Genomic DNA, 19,256 nt, shown 5'->3' on the forward strand with positions numbered 1-19,256 from the left:
TCGGCGCCGCCGCGCCGTCAGGCGCTCAGCGACATCGCGCCGATCTCCGCCGTCGCCGGGCCGCTCACGCGCGCGCGCTCCGCGGCCACGAGATCGAGGAGCTCTTGCCGGGTCGCCTGCCCGCTGTCGAGCAGCGCGCGCATCGCGCCGTCGACGCAGCCCTTCACCCGCGCCAGGCGGGGAGCGCTCTCCCCGCCCTCCCGCGCGGTCAGCATGTCGTGCAGCATCCGCCTGAGCCCCGCCATCGCTTCGGTCTTCGAGCGCATCGCCATCACCTCGCCCGATCGGGCTAGCGGAGGCGGCGCGACCCGGCCAAGTTTCAGACGCGCGGCAGCTTGCCCAGCGCGAGGTCCGCAGCGTCGCGCTCGATCCCCGCGAGCGCGACCCCAGGGCCCTTCCGTGGGACGAGCACCACGCGGCAGCGGCCGCGCGTCGCCGTCTCCAGGTGCGACAGCCCGAAGTCGAGCGCCGCGCCGAAGGCGAAGACGAGCGCGCCCATGCCGAGCAGCTCCGGGGAGCCCGCGCGCGCGCCGTCGACGAGCAGCGACACGCCCAGGTACGTCCCCAGCCCCAGCGCGACGAGCCCCGTGTAGAGGGCGAGCCGCGGGTAGCGCACCTCGCGCGTCGCCCGGAGGAGCGCCTCGACCGGGATGTACGTCTCCCGCTCCTTCAGCGTCCGGCCGAACAGCTCGGTCCGGCTCCGGACGGTCACGCCCTTCGGGCCGACCTCCAGCGCGGCGGGCCGGCGGTACCGCAGAAGGAACCGCCCGGCGAGCCGGAGGACGTGCATCACGAGCAGGATCCCCGTCGCCGCCAGCAGCACGAGCGCCACCGGCCCGCGCGGCGGCGGTGACAGCTCGCCCGCGAGCCGCGCCGTCACCCCGCCGTCGCGCTCCGGCGCCCATCTCTCGTCCCCGGTCGCCCCGGCGCCCTCCTGCGCGGCCCCGCTGGCGCTCGGCGCGCGGCTCGGCCGCCTGCCGGGCGACAGCGCGTCGCGCAGCAGCGAGCGCACGATCGGATCGCGCACGTCGTCCACCAGCGCCGCGGCCTCGGCGCGCGCGTCGGGCGAGGCGCTCCCCCGCAGCGCCGCCGCGGCGATGATCGCGCCCGCCCGGCCGAGCTGCGGCAGCGCGCCCTGGTCAGCGCGCCGGACCAGCGCGGCGATCGACCGCCAGAGGCCCGCAGCGCGGTCGCCCAGCGCGGCGTCCAGCGCGGTCAGCGCGTCGACGGAGGTGTACGTCGCCAGCCAGACGAGCGCCTCGGCGACGCGGCCCTCCGCCTCCGGCCCGTCGGGCGGCGAGAGCGCGACCCCGCGCGCGAGCAGCGTGGCCAGGAGCACACGGGTCGCGCTCCCCGCGCCCTCGCTCGTGCCGCGCTCGAGCGCCCGGACCACGTTGCCGAACCGGGTCTCCGCGTCGGCGACCGACAGGCCCGCCCGGTCGACGAGCTCCGCGAGGCCGCCCTCCAGGGTCGTCCGCCGCTCGTCCGCGGCGGCAAAGGCCGCGGTGTGGACGACCCGCGCGAGGTCGTCGCCGCGGGGGTGTCCGGCAAGCTCATCGAGCACGGCGTACGGAGAGTGTTCGGGCGTCATCGGCGCGGGCTGGTCGGATTAACTGAACGCCGCCGCTTTGGCTAGTGTTCCGCGCGGCCCGGGCCGCGCTCCGCCCCGGCACGGCCCCCCTGACCCCGGCGCGGCCGCCTTCGCCCCGGCGCGGCCGCTCTCGCCCCGCGCGCTACGGCTTCCGCGCGCCGCCCTGCTCCAGGAGCGCCTTCTCCACGAAGCCCATGATCAGCTTGAGCTGCCGGTTCGTGACGTGGAGCTTCGACCAGATGACCTTCCCGTCGGTGTTGAAGGCGATCTCATCCACTACATCGATCCTCGTGATCCCCAGGTCGATGGTCCGGATCGCGTTCAAGGTCTTCGTGAGCTCCTGCGCGTGAACCAGCGCATCTTCAGCGGATTCATCGCCCGCCGTGAGGGCGAGGTCCGCGCCCCCGTCCTTGGTCGGCGTGACGGTGAGGCGCATCCAGGCGAGGCTGCGCGGGACCGCCTGGACCCCGCGGAACGCGTTCGCGGGCGTGAGCATCGAGATGACGATGCCCGCAGCTGAAGATTTGTTGAATCCTTTCATGGACTTCAACTTGGACAGCTGATCTTCTTCAGCAGCGGGAAGGACCACGAGCAGCCGCCGGTCCGGGACCATCGCGAAGATGCGCTTGCTGCGGTCGGCGGTGGCCCGGGCGGCGGGGACGGGGGCGTCTTCGATCCACGAGCCGTTCGACCGCTGCACGATGACATCGACGGCCGCGCGCATGGTCTCCTCGGGCGCCCGGTAGTCCATGACGGCGACGACCTTGCTGGAGTCGCGGAGCTGCGGCCCGGCGATGAGGAGGTGGTCGATGTCCCGGATCGGGTCGACGGCGGTGTCGCTGAAGAAGGACTGCCACTGGGGGATGGTCGTCAGGATCCGGCCGAACCACGCGCCGAGCTCGTGGTTGCGGAGCCGGTCGCCGGCGATGAGCACCTGGACGTTCGGGTCCTTCGACGCGAGCTTGCCCGGCGCGCCCGCCGCGCTCAGCGGGGTCCGCAGGTTCGGGTGGTCGCCGTCGTTCTCCGTGCCCCCATCGCCAGACGCGTCCGGGCCTGCGTCGCCCGGCGGCTTCCGGCGCGGCCGTTCGGGCGCGCCCGCGTCCGGCGCCTCCGGCGAGGCGCTCGCCGACGCGGCGGGCGGCGTCGCGGGCGACGGCGTCGCCGGCGCTGCGGCGCCCGCCCCGGAAGGCGCCCCCTCGCCGCCGCTCGCGGAGGGCGCCGCCGCGACCGCGCTGGGGTCGTCCGCGAGGAGATCGAGATCGATCGGCACGATCGTCTCGCCGGCGTCGTAGTCGGCCAGCTCGCCCCGGAGCGCGAACATCGCGTCGAGCCACGCGAACAGCGGGGTCGGGAGCAGGGGCAGGTGCAGGAGCACCGCGACGACGGCCGCGGTGACGAGCGCCCGCCTGGATGCGGCGCGAACGAGCGGGACGACCGCGGTGCCACGGCCCACGCGCTGGACCTCCGTCGTGTTGTTCAAGCCACGCCCCGGGGTCCGTTCCGCCACGGCGGTACCCTAGCAGCAGCCGTCCGAACGGCATCCATGCCCCGGAGCGCGCCCGCGCCGCGCGTCGCGGCTTCGTGGCACGTCGTTCGCTCAAGCGATGGTCATGCGATGCCGCCTGCCCCGGCGTCCGCCGTCGTCAGCTCGAGGGGCGCGCGCTCCGCAGAGAAGTGGATCGACACGTGAGTGACCAGGTACTAAGACCGCCGAGCCGACCCGACCCTACGGGTCGATCATCAGACCGCGAGGATCGGGAAGGCCGGTCCTCGCCCAACGCTGTGGATGCGATGAACCGCTCTCAGGCGCCCCGCCCTCGCGGGCAGAAGGACCCCGCACGATCGCACGGCAGCGGCAACGTCCGCACCGACGACCTGCGGAACCCGCAACCGGCGCCGGGCGCCGGACGCGCCGAACGCGCCGGCGGAGGCGGCGTCGCGCGCACCTCGCTCGTGTCCAGCGCGCTCGGGTTCATCGCCGCGGCGGCTTTCGCCGGCACCGCGGCGTGGGCGAGCGGCTGCCAGGGCGAGGCCCCTCCCGGCCCCTCCACCGAAGGCGCCTCCCCGCCCGAGCGGACGTCGTCCCTCCCCCGCCCCGCGCCCTCGGCGCGCGCCGCCGCGTCCGCCGAGGCGCCCAAGGAGGCCCCGACCGCCGCGCCCTCGGAGGCCCCGGAGCCGCCCGCGCCCGACAAGCCGTACACGGGGCCGCTGCTCGGCTCGATCGTGCCGCAGGCGGCGGTCTATCCGACGATGGAGTTCTCCAAGCAGCGGCTCGGCTACATCCGGCTCGGCGGCAAGGTGCCGGTCGATCCGAAGCCGATCAAGGGCGGGAGCTGCGCCAAGGGCTGGTACCGCCTCCTCGACGGCGGCTACGTCTGCGGGAGGTCGGCCACGACGGACCTCTCGAACCCGCAGGTCCGCCTCGGCATCACGCCGCCGAACCTCGACGACGTCCTCCCGTACAAGTACGCCTTCAACACGACCCACGGCACGCCGCTCTACCGCTCCGTCCCCTCGAAGGACGAGATGACGCGCTACGAGCCGTACCTCGAGTCCTCGAAGCGCAAGCGGAAGGAAGAGGAGAAGCAGCGCGCCGAGGCGCTGTACGAGGAGACCGAGAAGGAGGTCGCCGCGGCGGCCGCCGCTCGCGCCGCGGCGAGCGCCGAGGCCGCCGCGATCCCCGCGCCGGTGGCCGCCGTCGCCGCGGATCCGGCTGCAGTCGAGGACAAGGCGGCGGCCGTCGCCGCGGCCGCGTCGCTCGGCATCGCGCCGGCGCCGGTCGAGGAGGAGCCCGAGAAGCCCTGGTGGGAGAACGTCGACGAGAAGGGCAGGCCGCTCAACGTCACGCTCGCCGATCTCGACAAGGACGCCGACTCGACGGTCGCGAAGCGGATGGTCAAGGGCTTCTTCGTCGCGGTCGACAAGACCTTCGGCTGGAACGGCCGCAGCTGGTACAAGACGACCGCGGGCCTCGTCGCGCCGAGCGACCGCATGTACATCATCAAGCCGCCGGCCTCGCAGGGCATCGACTTCCCCGAGGGCGCGAAGTCGGTCGGCTTCATCCTCGCGAAGTCGGCGAGCAAGTACCAGTTCGACGCCGAGAAGAAGTCCGTCTCCGTGGCCGGCTCGCTCGATCGCTTCGCGGCGTTCGGCCTCACGGGCGAGAGCCACACCCACAAGTCGACGGTGTACCGGAAGACCACCGAGGGCTGGTGGATGAAGGGCGCCGACGGGACGTACACCGATCTCGGCGCCCCGCCGCCGGATCTCGCGCCGGGCGAGAAGTGGATCGACGTGAACCTGTCGCGCAAGACGCTGGTCGCGATCGAGGGCGACAAGCCCGTCTTCGCGGCGCTCATCTCGCCGGGGAGGCGCTCGAAGGACAAGAAGAAGGACCACCCCACGCACACGGGGGTGTTCCGCATCCGCGAGAAGCACGTCGCGACCACGATGGACGGCGACGGCACGGTCGCGGGCGATCTGCCGTACAGCATCGAAGACGTGCCGTTCGTCGCGTATTACGACGGCTCGTACGCCCTCCACGGCGCCTTCTGGCACGGAAACTTCGGCCGGGAGATGAGCCACGGCTGCGTGAACCTCTCGCCGCTCGACGCGAAGAAGGTCTTCTTCTGGAGCGAGCCCAGGCTCCCGCGCGGCTGGCACGGGGTCTGGGCCACGCCGGAGAACCGCGGCACGCTCGTGTCCATCCACGAGTGAGCGGGCCGCGCGGCCGCTCGGCGCGCGCGGCCGCGCGACGAGGACGCAGCAACACCGTGCGCTCCCCATCGAGCGGGCCGCCCGGGAGCGGCCGGACCGGGCTCGCCGCGACGCGTGGTACGAGAGCGCGCCGGAGCCGCGCCTCGCCTCGCCTGGACTCGCCAGCGGGCCTGCCGCCTGCCACCCTGCCTCCGCCGGTTGCTGGAAATCCGGGCGGGCCGTGCTCGGAACAGCTTGAACGGTCGCTTTGACAGGGCTCCCTCTTGACTCGGGGCTCCCCTTCGCACACTTGTGGAGCCGCCATGGACCAGTTCTCGGCGCACCTCGACCGCGGGTGGGATCTCGTCCAGCGCGGGGACACGCGCGGAGCAGAGGCGTCGGCCCGGCGGGCGCTCGAGCTAGATCCGAACTCGCCGGAGGCTCACAACCTGCTCGGCTTCGTCGCGGCCCTCGAGGGCGAGGGCGAGGAGGCCATCGAGGCGTACCGCCAGGCGATCGCCCTCGATGACACCTACCTGGAGGCGATGCTCAACGCCGCCGAGGTCTACATCCACCCGCTCGGCGATTTCGACCAGGCGATCGAGATGTGCGACCAGGCGCTCGATCTGGCCGAGGTCGACGAGGAGATCATCGACGCGCTCCTCCTGAAGTTCGACGCGCTCCTCGGCAAGGGAGATCTCGACGAGGCGGCCCAGGTCGCGGCGAGGATCCCCGAGGGCCCCTACGACAACCCGAACCACACCTTCCTCGTGGGCCGCGCGTTCTACGAGATCGGCCAGGCCGACAAGGCCGCCGCCCTCATCGAGGAGGCAGCGCTCAAGGACCCGCGGCACGCCGAGGCCCACTACTACCTCGGCCTCATCCGCGACGAGCGGGGCGATGTCCGCGGGGCGACGCAGGCCTTCCTGCGCTCCCGTGAGCTCGACGTCGAGCTCGGCATGCCCCCCTGGGCGCCGAGCCGCGACGGCTTCGTGACGCTGGCCCAGAAGACGGTCGCCGCGCTCAACCCCGTGCTCCGGCGCTACGTCGAGGGCGCGGAGCTCTACATCTCCGACGTGCCCGGGATGGAGCTCGTGGCCGAAGGCGTCGATCCCCGCGCGCTGGTCCTCCTGGACGGCCTCAACGCCGACGAGCGCGAGCGGGGCCTCCGCGGCAGCGCCGAGGTCCACCCGTGCGCGCGGGTCTTCGTCTACGCCCTCAACGTCGCCCGCCTCGCGGGCAGCATCGAGGCGCTGGAGCGCGAGATCAACCTGGCGCTCGAGCGCGAGATCACCGCGACGTTCCTCGAAGCCGAGCAGAACGAGCGGACCGAGAAAGAGCTCAACTGATCGAGCGAGGGCGCTCCTCGCCGCGACCGCCGCGCCGCGTGCGCGCGCGGGGCGCCGCTTACTTCCACTTGACGGCGATGATCTCTGTGCTGATGCCGGGTGACGAACGGATGATGACGGAGCTCATCAGCCGATGCACGGCGCCGAGCCCGACGCCGAGCCCCTGACCGGGCATCCTCGGCGTCAGCCGCGCAGAGCTCGACGAGGACGGGCCGCGATCGCTCTTCGGCCCGACGTCCTCGAGCAGCGCCAGCTTCGGGTCCAGGCCTGGGCCGGAGTCGCGCACGATCACCTCGACGCCCCACCGACCGCCGCCCGCCTGCGTGTCGTCGCGGATCGCGCGGATGCTGATGCTCCCGCCGCCGCCGTGGCGCACCGCGTTCGACACGAGCTCGGCGATCGCGATCGCGAGCTCGTGCTGGGCGCGCTCCGAGAGCCCTGCCCAGCGCGCGATGTGCGCGCCCTCGGCCGCGCAGGCGAAGCGATCCTCCTCGCGCGTGACGGGGATGCTGAACGCGGGCGGGGACCGCTGCGTCACGCCGCGCCCCTGTCGCGGACCACGGCGACGACGCACGTGGCGTCATCGAACGACTTCTTGTGGGCGTCGACGATCCGGCGCGCCATCTCCTCGGGATCGAAGTCGCGGAACGCGCCGAGATCGAAGCCGCTGGAGATCCCGTCGGAGTGGAGCAGGACGACATCGCCAGGCGATATGGGGAAGCGAAAGCTGCGGAGCCGCCGCACGCGCCGCCCGAGGATCCCCGCCGAGCAGAAGCTGGGCATGGCCGTCCGCGTGATCGCCTTCATCGCGATGTTGCCGACGCCCGAGAACTCGAGCTCGCCCACGCTCTCGTCGATGCGCAGGAGCGCAGCCGCGGCCCCGCGCGTCGACGCGAGCTGCTCCCCTGCCCCGGTCAAGAGATCCTCGATCGGCATCGACGCGTGGTCCTCCACGTAGCGGCAGAACGCGGAAGCCGCTTGCGCGGCGTGGGGACCGTGACCGAGCCCGTCGGCGAGGCCGATCAGCACCCACGGGGAATGTCGGACCACCACCACCTCGTCGCCGGCGATCTCCTCGCCGGCGGCGACGCAGCACGCGGTCCCGATGGCAACCGTCATCCGAGGTACTTCCTGACCGTCACGGTCGTCCCCGCGCCTGGCGCCGTCTTGACGTCGAACGCATCCATGAGCGCCTTCGTGCCGCGGAGGCCCGCGCCCATACCGTGACGCGAGCGGTACTTGCCGCTCAGGATCTCCGGCAGGTTCGTGATCCCAGGCCCGTTGTCCTGCGCGACGATCTCGATCGCGCGCATCGGCGAGGTGAGCGAGCGGACGACGACCTGTCCGCTGCCCGCGTACCTGACGATGTTGCGCCCGAGCTCGGAGATCGCCGTGACGATCTTCGTCTGCAGGACGTCGCTGACGAGGTGCTCGATGCAGAGCTCGCGGCCGGCTGACCGCGCGCGCAGCACGTCCTCCTCGTTGCGCACATCGATGGTGATCTCGCGCGGCGCAGGGGCAGCGTGGTCGAGCTCACCGAGCTCGGAGATGCACCGATCGAGCTGCGCCTGGTCGCGGACGAACAGCTTCACCCCGCGCTTGACCTCGACGAGGAGGCGCCGGAGATCACCCTCGCGCGCGACCAGCGGATCGACCTTCGCCTGCCGGATCCCGCAGTCGATGACGCTCTTCCTCACCGCAGGCGAGAGGAACTGCGCCAGCACCGTCTCGATCTGATCGGTGATCGAGCGGCCGACGATCTGCGGAGACGACGGCACGGGGCCGCGCGCCGACTGCGGCGTACCCGGCAAGCGCGTCGACACCGGTCCGCTGGACCGGCTCGACGGCGGCCCCGTGGCGCCGCCGCTGGAGGGCGGTCCGTCACGAGGAGGGATCTTCATGCGACACCTCGTTCGTGAGCTCCGGCGGCATCATGTCGTCCTCCGCGGACGGCGCGAGCATCTCGACGGCGCGCTCCAGGTTGAGCGCCGTCACCACGCCAGGGATCTCGAGATCCATCTCCACGAGCGCGATCGCGACCGCGGGGCGCAAGCCGCACACCGCCGTCCGGACGCCCATCAGCCGGGCCGTGAGCGCGATGTCACGGATGGCGCGGGTGAGATAGCTATCGAGAATCTCGACACCGGAGAGGTCGACGATGAGGCCGCGGGGCGATCGCGCTTCGATCGACCCGGTCACGTCGTCGCGCAGCTGCTCCACCTGGCCGTCGGTGAGCCCGCCCTGCACCGAGACGATTAAGTTCCCGAAGAGGCCCACGATGGGGACCCTACCCGCTTGCATCAAGTGGACGTCTCCTTCCTCGCGCTGAGCTGCAGCTGTGTCGTGGTCATTGCACCGCTGCCCGACGGATCGAAGGCGGCCCGCGGGCCGCCAGGTGTGAACGGTTGTCCTGTCTGCTTCTCGTTATCTTTGGCCGCGCCGCGGCGGGTCCCCATGAGGGACGCGGGCGTCGGCTTCTGGCCGGCGAGCGCCATGCTCTCGCGCAGCGCATGCTTGAGGTTGCGCGCGGCGCGCACGGTGCCGAGGTTGATGCCGAGCTCCACCATCGTCTGCGCGACGGCGGGCCTGACCCCGGTGATCCGACACCGCGCGCCGAGCAGCTCGACCGCCTTCATCAGCTTCATGAAATGGTCGGCCGTCCGCGTGTCGATCACCTCGACGCCCGTCACATCGATGATGACGTAGCGCGACTGGCGGCGAACGATCTCGTCGAGCAGCCGCTCCATGATCTGGGCGCTCCTGCGCGAGTCGACGACGCCGATGATCGGCAGCGCGAGGACGTCGTCCCACAGCTCGAGGATGGGCGTCGAGATCTCGTCGATCGCGTAACGGAGCCGCTCGACGAGCTCGCTCTTGGCGCTCTCGCTCTCCACGAGGTCGCGGTTCTTCGCCTCGAGATCCTCGATGAGGCGCTTCTTCTCGGTCGCGTCGCGGAACACGGCGACGGCGCCGGAGATCGCCCCGTCCTTGCCCCGCATCGGGCTGGCGCTGACCGTCAGGAACAGGCCGGACACCGGGCCGGTCTCGATGCGCGGCTCGGAGAACACCGACGGCACGCGGACCGACCGCGGCTCGACGTCGTCCCCCTGCGGCCCCGCGGTGGGCGCGAGCGTCGGCATCGCGCCGCCCGCCATGCCGTTGGATCGGCGGGCGACCCGCACGTCCTGGTCGGCGGACTTCCTCGCGAAGAGCTCGATCTGATCGACCGTCTCGCCGCGCAGCGCGCGCGACAGCGGGTGCTCGGATATCGGCCAGGGGGTCGCGCGATCGGGGAAGAACAGCGTGGCGTCGCCGGGCCCCGCGTCGTCCCCCGAGGTGAGGTCGAGCGGCGCGCGGCCGAGCATGTGCTCCGCGGCCGGGTTGCGCATCAGGAGCTCGCCCCTGTCGTCAACGACGGCGACGCCGTCCGCCATGCTGTCGAGCACGAGCTTGAAGATGCCAGCCTGTCGCCGCAGCTCCTCGTCCGCTCGGGCCAGCTGCTCGCCGCGCTCGCGCGCCTCGCGCGCCGCCCGGTCGAGCTGCGCGGCCTGCTCCTTCGCCGCGCGCTCGTGCCCCTCGATCTGCTGCTCGAGCGTCGCGACGCGCTCCGTGAGCCTCGCAATCTCTTGCCGCAGAGCTTCTTCGCTCATCGCGAACTCCCCGTCGTAAGCCCGCGCGCGCCGTGCGTGGCGCCAGGCAGCGCGTCCCTCCGGTGCGCGGCGCGGAGCATCCCCTTGCAGGATTGCTCCAGATGCGCGCGCCGGGAGGATGAGCCGCGCGGGCGAAACGAGACGGCCGCGGAGAGCGCGTGGCTCTTCGCCGTCCTGTCCGTCCTTTGCACGCTCGTGACGCTCATTTCTTCTCCTCGCAGGGTGCCCTGTCCCAAGCGGGGACCGTGTCCAGCACCAGTCGAGAAACACAGCTTATCGCCAACCGGGCAACCCACCGTCAAGCTTCGCGTCAGCCATGCGTGTCGCTTGTGGCGACGGCATCCACCGTCGCCCAGCCGAGGTAGCCCGTGCCCGCACAACCGCTCCCGTGCCCCGCGTCACGATCGAGCACGCCAGCAGCAGCTTATGCCGCGCCGCAGCGCAGCCGAGCTCGGTTGGCGCGCACCTCCTGCTTCCGCTCCTCGGATGTGCGGATGGAGAGGGCCGGAGCTCACGTGAGATTCCCCCCATGCGACGCGCGCCGGTCACCAGCGCGGATTGCGTGATCACAGCCGCGCGCGGGTCGCTCAACCTCAATCGCCGAGGCTCTGACGCTCGCGAGCGCGCCGTCGCTTGGCCTTGCGCTTCGAGTCGGCCGGGCGCCGAGGGTCTGGGCCGCTCTCGCCCGTGGTCGGGGCACCCGCGTCGAGCCAGCGCCACAGCGCCATCTGGTCCGCGGTCGCCCCGTGACGGATGGCGCGCTTCAAGATCTTCTTGGCGAGCACCAGCTTGCCGCATCGGGCGAGCGCGTGCGCGTAACTCGCGGCGATGTCGGCCTCGCCTGTCTGCGCCTCGGTGGCCTGCGCCAGGAGCGGCAAGGCGTCGTGCGGGCGGTTCAGCGCGACGTCGTAGAGGTGCCCCAGGTTGTGCGCGTACCACGGATTCTCGGGCGCGATGGCCAGCGCGCGCTCGTAGGCGCGCGCGGCGTAGCGGTAGTTGCCGAGCAGCGACTGCGCCAGGCCCAGCACCGCCCAGGCGCCGTCGTCCTCCTCGTGGAACTGCAGCACGCGGCGCGCGAAGAGCGCGGCGCGCCACGGATCGTGCTCCACACCCATCTCCGCGAGGTGGCGGTGCGCGTAGAGCCACGGCTCGCTCCCGGGCGCCGTCGCGCGGGCCAGGCGCGCGAGCAGCGGGAGCACCCTGTCCGCATCGAGCTTGTCAGCAAGCGCTCGATCGATGTCCCGTCGAAGCCGGTCGATGTCCTCCGCTCCACTGCGCCCCATCCCTTCCGTGATACGACCAGTGGGCGAGCTTGGCTAGCGCGTTGCGCGCCGAGCGGCGACGCCTGGACGACGTCGCACGCAAGCCCCCACCGACGTACCATCGACCTGCGCCGCCAGGCGGTGTCGTGCGCCGCGCGGAACCGCTTGAAACGCCCGCGTGGAGCCCGCTCCGCCGCCATGTGGCAGCGGACAGACGCTCTTGCGTCGATCCGCGCGACCCGCGCTCAGGCGTCCTCCGCCACCTCTTCGGCGCTTGACGTGCGCTCCCGAGCCTGCTCCGCGCGCGCCTCCTTGCCCGCGATCGTCGCGCCGTTCAGCGTCGCCACGACCCGCGCGAGCTCGGCCTTCGGGACGCTGACGAACGCGTTGCGCTCGCGCACCCGGATGCGCCGGATGTCCCCCTTGGCCATCCCGCCCCGCTCGATGAGCGCGCGCTGGAAATCCGCCGCGCGCGCGCCGTCGCGGCGGCCGAGGTTGATGAAGACCTCGACGAACTCTCCGTCCGCCTCGTCGCGCGAGGGCTCGGCGCGCGGCGCTTCGCCGGCCTCGCCGCTCTCGATCTCGACCGCGGCCTCGCCGGTGGCCGACGGCAGGGCGCCGCTCGTGCGCTCGCGCTCGCCGCCACGCGACACCGGCGAGCCGGGCGCCGGAGACGGAGGCTCGCCGAGGATCGGCTCGTCGTCGCCCTCCTCCTCGGGCGGCTGCCACATGGTGAAGTCGGCGTGGCGCGAGAACGGCTGTCCCGACGCGCCGCCCTGAGGCCTGCCCGGCGCGGCGCCGGCGGCGCCAGCGGCGCCAGCGCCGCGGCGCGCCGATAGCAGCGTCGCAGCGGGTCGATCGCGCAGGCGCTCCGCCGGGCCGCGGCCCGACCCGCCCTCGGCTCGCGGCGGCTCGATCCGCATCAGCGGCTCCGGCCGCGTGAGCGGCTCGACCGAGACGGGGCCGTCGTCGCGCGCCCGCGCCCCCTCGGGCCGGCGCGGCTCTTCCCCCCCGGGCGCGTCCGCGCCGCGAGGGCCTCGCCGCCCCTCGTCCCGGCGGAGGCGCAGCGATCGCCGATCGCGCTCTCGCCCGCGATCCCGATCGCCCTCACGCGCCAGCTCGCGCTCGCGCTCGCTGCGCTCCGTCTCGGGCGAGCGCGGCTCGGCCGAGTCGGCCGCGCGGGGGATCGCCTCCCGCGCCGCCCGCCCGCGCGCCGCGGGCTCGGGCTTCGTCGACGGATCCGTGCCGCGCCCCTCGCTCTCGCGCGCCGCCGCGCGCTGCGGCTGCTGGGCGCGCCGCGCGGCGCTCGCCTCCTCCTGCGCCGTCGGCCGCGCGCCGAGGTGATCGCGCAGGAGGCCCGCCACGATCGCCTCGGCCTGGTCGTGCGTGAGCAGCCGGCGCGCGAGCGAGAGATCGTCGCGGTGCGTGCCCTTCGACAGGAACGCCTCGGCGAGCATCGCGACGAGATCGGCCTCGGCGCGCGTCTTGAGCTCCCCCTCCGTGGGGAGCTGCTTCTCGAGCGGGCGGATCTTGTACGTCAGCCGGAGGATGTAGAGCGGCCCGACGTCCTGCGGCGTGATCAGCGCGATCGCCGTGCCGGTGCGGCCCGCGCGGCCGGTGCGGCCGGTGCGGTGCACGTACGCCTCGGCGTCCTGCGGGAAATCGTAGTTGATGACGTGCGTGAGGTGCGAGATGTCGATGCCGCGCGCGGCCACGTCGGTGGCGACGAGGAAGCGCAGGCGCCCCTCGCGCGTCGCGCTCATCACCTTCTCGCGATCGGACTGCGGCAGATCGCCGTTCAGCCAGTCGGCGTCGTAGCCCTGGCGCTTCAGCGCCCCGGCGACCGCCTCGGTCTCGTCCTTCGTATTGCAGAAGACGACCGCGTTCTCGGGGTTCTCGACCTCGATGATGCGGACGAGGGAGGTCAGCTTGTCGCCCGTGATCAGGTAGACGTAGTGCTGGATCTGGAGCGCGCCGACGGCGTCGCCCGAGAGGGTGATGAACTCGGGCGAGCGCAGCTTGCTGCGCGCGATGCGCTCGATGTCGGGCGGGAGCGTCGCCGAGAACAGCAGCGTCTGCCGCTCCGGCGGCAGCTCGGCGAGGATCGCGGTGAGCTCGCGCTCGAAGCCCATCGAGAGCATCTCGTCGCACTCGTCGAGCACGAGCAGCCGGATGTGCTTGGCGACGATGGTCCCGCGGCGCAGGTGGTCGAGCACGCGGCCCGGCGTGCCGACGATGACCTGCGCGCCCGCGGCGAGCGCGTCGATCTGCCGCTGCATCGGCGCGCCGCCGTACACGGCGACCACCTTGATGCCCTTGCGCTTGCCGAGGCGCTCGACCTCCGCCGAGACCTGGAGCGCGAGCTCCCGCGTCGGGCACAGCGCGAGCACCTGCGCCTGCGCGAGCGAGCGCTTCACGGCATGATCGACGATCGGGAGCCCGAAGGCCGCCGTCTTGCCGGTGCCGGTGCGCGCCTGCACGACCGCGTCGCGCCCGCGCGTCACCGGCTCCCAGACGGCGAGCTGCACCGGCGTCGGGTGGACGTAGCCAATCTCCGCGAGGGTCTCGCGCAGCTCGGACGACAGAGGGAGCACATCGAAGGTAGGCGGCGGCTGGGGCTTGTCGCCGGTCTGCGCTTCACCCGCCACTGCGGCAGGGGGAGAAGGAACGGTCATGTCGGTCATATCGTCCTGCGTGATCGCCGCGTCGGGGTATTATCTCGGGGACGCGGGCCCAAGCTGGCCATCGACGATCGCCCGGACCCGCCGCCGCAGCGGAGCCAGATCGCCTGCCTCGCGCCGCGCTGCGTGCTCCTCCGCATAGCGGAGCCGCTCGATGGCGTCGAGAGCGCGCTCGTTGTCCTCCGAGCCCCGGCACGAGGCGGCCACTCCGTCCCGGTAGGTCCACGCCGGAGCGAGCGTGCTCCTGAAGCGGGCGAGGGCGGCGTCCTCCCCGTCGGTCCCGGGGGCGGCCTCCCTGGCGTGCTCGACGGCCCGGACGAGCGCCAGGAGGCCCTCCTCGCAGCTCGCGTAGGGCGACGGCGCGGCCGGCAGAAAGAAGACCTGCCGGATCAGCTGGAGGGTGCACGAGGCGATGATGAGCGCGGCGAAGCTGTAGTACGCGACCAGGGCGATGCGCCGGCCACGGGCGCGAGGCCCGCCAGGGCGGCGCCGCGCTCCAAGAGGGCGCGCTCGCGCCTCGGTCCCCGGCACGGCCGGGGCGGGAGCGATGGGCGCGGGAGCTTGAGCGGGCATGGGAGCTGCGATTCCTAGGGCGGGCAGGGGTGCGCGGCCGCCGACGGTCGGGCTCCGCTTCCACGGTCCCTTCCGTGCGGGCCAGTGCTATCACCTCGCCGCGGGCGCGACGAGATGCTGTTGGACGGGAGCAGCGCGAGGTGACCGACAGGACCGCGGCGCTCCGCATCATCGCCCGCCGATCCGCTGCGGCGCTCTCCGCGCTGGCCCTCGTCCTGGGCCCGCCCGGGGCCGCGCTGGCTCAGCCGCTCCAGGACAACGCCTACACCATCGACCTCTTCCAGGGGCCCATCCTGGCGCCGCTGCGCGTGACCGGGATCGCTGGCGCCTACGCCGGCTACGCCGAGGGGATCGCCGGCATGGTCGCCAACGCCGCGGCGCCCGCGCTCCGCGAGCCGTTCAGCATGCGCTGGCTCGAGTGGGACGTGGCCGCGTCGATCTCGCTGCCCATCGAGCTCTTCGAGAACAACGACTTCGACAACAGCGGCGACATCGATCTCGATTACTCGAATTTCGTGTACCTGACCCTCGGCGGCCAGCTCCAGGCGGGCGACTTCGGCGTCGGGGTCAACGCCGAGCTGCAACGGTACTCCCTGACGGACGAGGCCGGCGCCGAGACCACGGTCGTGATCGGCAAGTACCATTTCCTCGGCGGCGTCCGCCTGCTCGGCGACGCGCTCGTGCTGGGCGCCGGCGCGCGCGCGGTGACGCTCAACCTCGGCGCCGAGCAGACCGACCTGACCATCGCGGGCATCTCTCCGGAGCTCGGGGTGCTCGTGCGCCCCGACTGGGCGTCCTACAGGCTCGGCGCGACGTTCCGCTTCCCGGTGAACGGAGGCGGCTTGCTCGGCGAGGGCGTGGTGATGGACGGGCAGGTCCGCCGCGCCGGCGGGCTGATCCTGCCGAACGAGGTCGTCCTCCCCTGGGAGCTCGAGGTCGGCCTCGCCGTGCAGGTCGGACCGCGCCCGCTCAACCCGGCGTGGATCGACCCGCACGTCCAGGAGCGGGAGCTCCGCGAGGCGGTCGCGCGCAGGCAGGCCGCGCGGGAAGAGCGGAGGGAGCGCGAGCTCGGCGCCATCGACGACCCGGAGGAGCGCGCGCGGCGCGAGCGCGTCTTCGCGACAGAGAGGGCGCGCGAGCGCGCCGCCGACGAGCGCGAGCTCGCCGCGGGGCCGGCCATCCTCGAGGCGGAGCGGCGCGCGCGCTACTGGAACTGGCCGCGCGAGCACCTGCTCATCACGGCGGAGCTCCTCGTCACGGGCCCGGTGTCGAACGGGGTGAGCCTGGAGCGCTTCCTGGCGCAGAAGCAGCCCGGGAGCGAGCACGGCCCGTCGGCGGTGGGCACCTCGGGCGCGCACGTGAGCTTCTCGCCGCGGTTCGGGATCGAGACGGAGCCGATCCCGGGCCGCGTGCACACGCGATTCGGCAGCTACTACGAGCCGAACCGCTTCAGCCGCCTGGGGAGCGGGCGTGTCGGCCGGCAGCACTTCACGTTCGGCGCGGACGTCCGCGTGCTCTCGACGACCTTCTGGGGCCTGATCCCAGACACCGCCTTGACGCTGCAGGCGTCGATGGATTTCGCGCCTCGCTATGACAGCGTGAGCGCCGGCATCGGCGTCTGGCACTGAGCGCCGCGGCGCCGCTCACGCGCCGCTCACGCGCCGCTCACGCGCCGCTCACGCCGACGACGCGCGGCGGAGTTGCTCCGCGAGCAGCACGCGGAGGTGGTTCATCCGGGCGGGGTCGCGCTTGCCGAACTCGTCGAGCGCCGCGGCGACCGCGACCGGCGCGCCGCCGCGGGGCTCCTTCCGGAGCGCCCTCGCCGCCAGCGCGAGCGCGCGGGGGCACAGCACCTCCTCGATGCAGAGCCGCGCGGGCGGCGGCCGCCACGCGGCGTCGCGGTAGCCCCCCGGCGGCGAGGGCTCCGCGAGGAGCGCGAGGCCGTCCGCCTTGGCCTGCAGCGCCGCGAGGATCTCGCGCTCGATCGCGCTGCCCTCCTCGCGATCGCCGGAGCGCTCGATCGTGAAGATCGGCTTCGGCGCGCCGCGCCGCGCGGCGCCGAGCCAGCCCTTCCGCCAGCGCACCGCCGTGGCCCTGCTGATGGTCGCCTCGCCGCGCGCGACGAGGCCCGTGAAGGCGCTGAGCATCAGCACCTCGAACGGCGAGAACGCGTCGCCGCCCTTCGCCCCCGCGATGCGCGAGAGGTTCGCGGCGACGACGGGGAGCCCCGCCTCGATCGCGTCCGAGGAGCAGAAGAGCGTCGAGCCCGGGCTCGTCGGGTGGAACCCCGTCAGGCTCACGCCCTCGCCGGCGCCGTACCACCGGAGGAGCGTGCGCACGGTCCCCCGGCGGGCGCCGTCGGCCGAGCAGTAAGCCCACGTCGTGCCCCAGAGATCGAACAGCGACCGCACGATCCACCGCGCGAGCCTCGCGCCGAGCAGAACGCTCGCCGCGAACAGCGCGGCGGCCGCGAGGGAGTCGTCCGCGGCCCCGGCCAGGCCCGAGAGGAGCAGCCCGTAGAGCGCCGTGTACGCGAGCAGCAACCCGCTCGTGATCGCGCTCAGGAACAGCTCGATCTTCGGCGACGCGCCGCGCGGCTCGGACCGCCGCCACACGGCGCGGTGGGGCGGCTCGCCGCAGCGAGCACAGGGGTCCGCGGGGCCACATCGCCGCCGCGTCCCGCAGCCGAGGCAGATGTCGATCGGGGGCAACCGGCTTGGCATCGGTGGTCCAGAATAGTGGCGCATCCTCGGTTCGTCGCCACGACCGTGACCCACGGCGCGGGCTCGCCGCGCGCACGGTTTCGCACACGCGCACAGGGCGGGAGCGCGCCCCTGCCCGCTTCGGGCTTGTCGTCGCGCCCTGTCCGGCGCATCGAGTCGCGCATGCCCCATCGCCGGCTCCGCATGGTCGCTGTCAGCCACCTCGCCGTCCTCGCCCTGTGCCAAGGCGTCGCCCTCGCGCAGCCGGCGCCTCCCCAGGGTCGACCGGGCCAGCAGGCGCCCGCGGCGGCCCCGACGACGGCGGCCGCCGCGCCGGCGGCGATGCCGCAGCGCATCGAGGTGAACGACCCGGCGCTCGCGCCGGTCCCCCCGCCGGCGCGCACGCTGGCGAGCTGGAACGACGCGCGCGTGATGATCGAACAGCGGTCGGTGGACTTCGCCATCGCCGTGCAGGAGGTCGCCCGCGCCGAGGGGGTCGCGCGGCGGGCGCTCGCCGCGGCGCTCCCGAGCCTCGACGCGCGCGGCGACCTGACGCACGAGCTGGCGGGCGGCAGCAGCGTGAGCCCCTCGCTCCCCGCGCCAGGGGGGCCGGGCGCGGGGGCGATCGAGGATGCGCCGACGACCGCGTCGGCGTCGCTCACGCTCCGCCAGCCCATCCTCGCCCCGCGCGCCTGGTACGGCATCGGCACCGCGAGGCGCTCGGTGGACGTCGCCAAGCTGAGCCTCGAGGATCGCCGCCGCGTCACCGTCGGCGCGGTGGCGGACGCCGTCGTCTCGATCGTCACGGCCGAGCGGGTCAGCGAGATCAACCGGGTCGGGCTGCGCAGCGCGCTCGAGCGGCTCGAGCTGACCCGGCGGCGCGAGCGCCTCGGCACCGGCACGAAGCTCGATGTCGTCCGCGCGGAGCAGGACGTCGCCCTCGCCCGCGCGACGCTCGTGTCCGGCGACGAGGCGCTGCGCAAGGCGCGGGAGACGCTCGGGGCCGTGCTGGGCGAGCGCGGCGAGGTCGGCGTCCCGCAGGGCTTCTCGCTGAACGCGATCGCGGCGGAGGTGCAGTCGGAGTGCGCCGAGGCGCGCTCGGATCAGCGCGCGGACGTCCGCGCCGCCCGGGCCGAGCTCGAGATCGCGGAGCGCAACCTCACCGACGCGAAGCTCGCGTTCGCCCCGTACGTCGATCTGTCGAGCACGCTGAGCGCCCGCACTTCGATCGGGGACGAGTCCACCCGAAGGGCGCGGTCCTGGGGGTGGTCCATCAGCGCCGTGCTCACCGTCCCCATCTGGGACGGCGGGGCGCGCTACGGCGATCTCCAGATCAGCAGGGCCGCGGTCGAGCAGCAGCGGGTTCGCCTCGGGGCGGTGGAGCGCACCGCCGGGCTCGAGACGACGCAGGCGGTCCGGGGCGTCGCCGTCGCCGAGCAGTCGCGCGCGGTCGCCGAGCAGTCGCGCGACCTCGCGCGCGAGACCGCGCGCCTCACGCAGGTCGCGTTCGAGGCCGGCACCACGACGAGCTTCGATCTTGTCGAGTCCGGCCGCAGGCAGCGCGAGGCCGAGCTCGATCTCGCGGTGCGGGAGTTCGAGGTGGTGAAGGCGAAGATCACCGCGCTGCTCGCGTCCGCCTCGTGCAAATGAGGTGCGCGCAGGACGTGCGCCCGCCGAGCGCGGCCGCGGCCCGGCGCGCGCCGAGCGCGGCCACGACCTCGCGCGGGGGTTGTGCCGAGCGACCGCGCGAGT

General features: G+C 73.4%; 16 protein-coding genes. 4 read left to right on the forward strand and 12 right to left on the reverse strand.

Going from position 1 to position 19,256, the window contains the following annotated elements; translation table 11 throughout:
- Window positions 1-17: 17 nt before the first annotated feature.
- From WMF39_RS20110 to WMF39_RS20120, 3 genes are all read right to left on the reverse strand, one after another.
- Window positions 18-266 (reverse strand): hypothetical protein, encoded by a 249-nt coding sequence (locus WMF39_RS20110; RefSeq protein WP_437747103.1) that lies wholly within the window; start codon window positions 264-266, stop codon window positions 18-20.
- Window positions 267-319: 53 nt separating this feature from the next.
- The gene (locus WMF39_RS20115; RefSeq protein WP_437747104.1) at window positions 320-1,591 is read right to left on the reverse strand and encodes a hypothetical protein; all 1,272 of its coding nucleotides are present in this window, start codon (window positions 1,589-1,591) and stop codon (window positions 320-322) included.
- Window positions 1,592-1,733: 142 nt separating this feature from the next.
- The gene (locus WMF39_RS20120; RefSeq protein ID WP_437747105.1) at window positions 1,734-3,098 is read right to left on the reverse strand and encodes a hypothetical protein; all 1,365 of its coding nucleotides are present in this window, start codon (window positions 3,096-3,098) and stop codon (window positions 1,734-1,736) included.
- 284 nt (window positions 3,099-3,382) lie between these two features.
- Here WMF39_RS20120 and WMF39_RS20125 point away from each other — a divergent pair, with 284 nt between their 5' ends.
- Both WMF39_RS20125 and WMF39_RS20130 read left to right on the forward strand, forming a co-directional pair.
- On the forward strand, window positions 3,383-5,308 hold the full coding sequence (locus WMF39_RS20125) for a L,D-transpeptidase (RefSeq protein WP_437747106.1): 1,926 nt from the start codon (window positions 3,383-3,385) through the stop codon (window positions 5,306-5,308).
- A gap of 302 nt (window positions 5,309-5,610) precedes the next feature.
- Window positions 5,611-6,636 carry a tetratricopeptide repeat protein gene (locus tag WMF39_RS20130; protein ID WP_437747107.1) on the forward strand — a complete coding sequence of 342 codons (1,026 nt, stop codon included), beginning with the start codon at window positions 5,611-5,613 and terminating at the stop codon, window positions 6,634-6,636.
- A gap of 58 nt (window positions 6,637-6,694) precedes the next feature.
- On the opposite strand, the gene WMF39_RS20135 is transcribed toward WMF39_RS20130, so the two are convergent.
- From WMF39_RS20135 to WMF39_RS20170, 8 genes are all read right to left on the reverse strand, one after another.
- Entirely contained in the window at window positions 6,695-7,174 is a 480-nt protein-coding gene (locus tag WMF39_RS20135) for an ATP-binding protein (RefSeq protein ID WP_437747108.1), read from the reverse strand.
- Window positions 7,171-7,755 carry a SpoIIE family protein phosphatase gene (locus WMF39_RS20140; protein ID WP_437747109.1) on the reverse strand — a complete coding sequence of 195 codons (585 nt, stop codon included), beginning with the start codon at window positions 7,753-7,755 and terminating at the stop codon, window positions 7,171-7,173. Before WMF39_RS20140 ends, WMF39_RS20135 begins: the two co-directional genes overlap by 4 nt.
- Window positions 7,752-8,537 carry an anti-sigma regulatory factor gene (locus WMF39_RS20145; protein ID WP_437747110.1) on the reverse strand — a complete coding sequence of 262 codons (786 nt, stop codon included), beginning with the start codon at window positions 8,535-8,537 and terminating at the stop codon, window positions 7,752-7,754. The genes WMF39_RS20140 and WMF39_RS20145 overlap by 4 nt, the downstream gene beginning before the upstream one ends.
- A complete protein-coding gene (locus WMF39_RS20150; RefSeq protein WP_157906757.1) occupies window positions 8,518-8,913 on the reverse strand; it encodes an STAS domain-containing protein in 396 nt (131 codons plus the stop codon). Before WMF39_RS20150 ends, WMF39_RS20145 begins: the two co-directional genes overlap by 20 nt.
- A gap of 23 nt (window positions 8,914-8,936) precedes the next feature.
- Window positions 8,937-10,286, reverse strand: coding sequence for an STAS domain-containing protein (locus WMF39_RS20155; RefSeq protein ID WP_437747111.1), 1,350 nt, complete (start codon window positions 10,284-10,286; stop codon window positions 8,937-8,939).
- 593 nt (window positions 10,287-10,879) lie between these two features.
- On the reverse strand, window positions 10,880-11,569 hold the full coding sequence (locus WMF39_RS20160) for a hypothetical protein (protein ID WP_437747112.1): 690 nt from the start codon (window positions 11,567-11,569) through the stop codon (window positions 10,880-10,882).
- A 224-nt stretch (window positions 11,570-11,793) separates the two neighbouring features.
- Entirely contained in the window at window positions 11,794-14,223 is a 2,430-nt protein-coding gene (locus tag WMF39_RS20165) for a DEAD/DEAH box helicase (RefSeq protein ID WP_437747113.1), read from the reverse strand.
- Between the two features lie 39 nt (window positions 14,224-14,262).
- On the reverse strand, window positions 14,263-14,802 hold the full coding sequence (locus tag WMF39_RS20170; protein WP_437747114.1) for a hypothetical protein: 540 nt from the start codon (window positions 14,800-14,802) through the stop codon (window positions 14,263-14,265).
- A gap of 140 nt (window positions 14,803-14,942) precedes the next feature.
- Between WMF39_RS20170 and WMF39_RS20175 the strand changes: the two genes are divergently transcribed.
- On the forward strand, window positions 14,943-16,430 hold the full coding sequence (locus tag WMF39_RS20175; protein ID WP_437747115.1) for a hypothetical protein: 1,488 nt from the start codon (window positions 14,943-14,945) through the stop codon (window positions 16,428-16,430).
- Between the two features lie 48 nt (window positions 16,431-16,478).
- Here WMF39_RS20175 and WMF39_RS20180 read toward each other — a convergent pair whose 3' ends face one another.
- Window positions 16,479-17,525: a hypothetical protein gene (locus tag WMF39_RS20180; protein ID WP_437747116.1), complete on the reverse strand. Its 1,047-nt coding sequence runs from the start codon at window positions 17,523-17,525 to the stop codon at window positions 16,479-16,481.
- A 162-nt stretch (window positions 17,526-17,687) separates the two neighbouring features.
- Between WMF39_RS20180 and WMF39_RS20185 the strand changes: the two genes are divergently transcribed.
- Window positions 17,688-19,154, forward strand: coding sequence for a TolC family protein (locus WMF39_RS20185; protein WP_437747117.1), 1,467 nt, complete (start codon window positions 17,688-17,690; stop codon window positions 19,152-19,154).
- Window positions 19,155-19,256 lie beyond the last annotated feature (102 nt).

Origin of the sequence: Sorangium sp. So ce1504 (assembly GCF_051521635.1) — a bacterium.
In the GTDB taxonomy this organism is placed as follows: domain Bacteria; phylum Myxococcota_A; class Polyangia; order Polyangiales; family Polyangiaceae; genus Sorangium; species Sorangium cellulosum_B.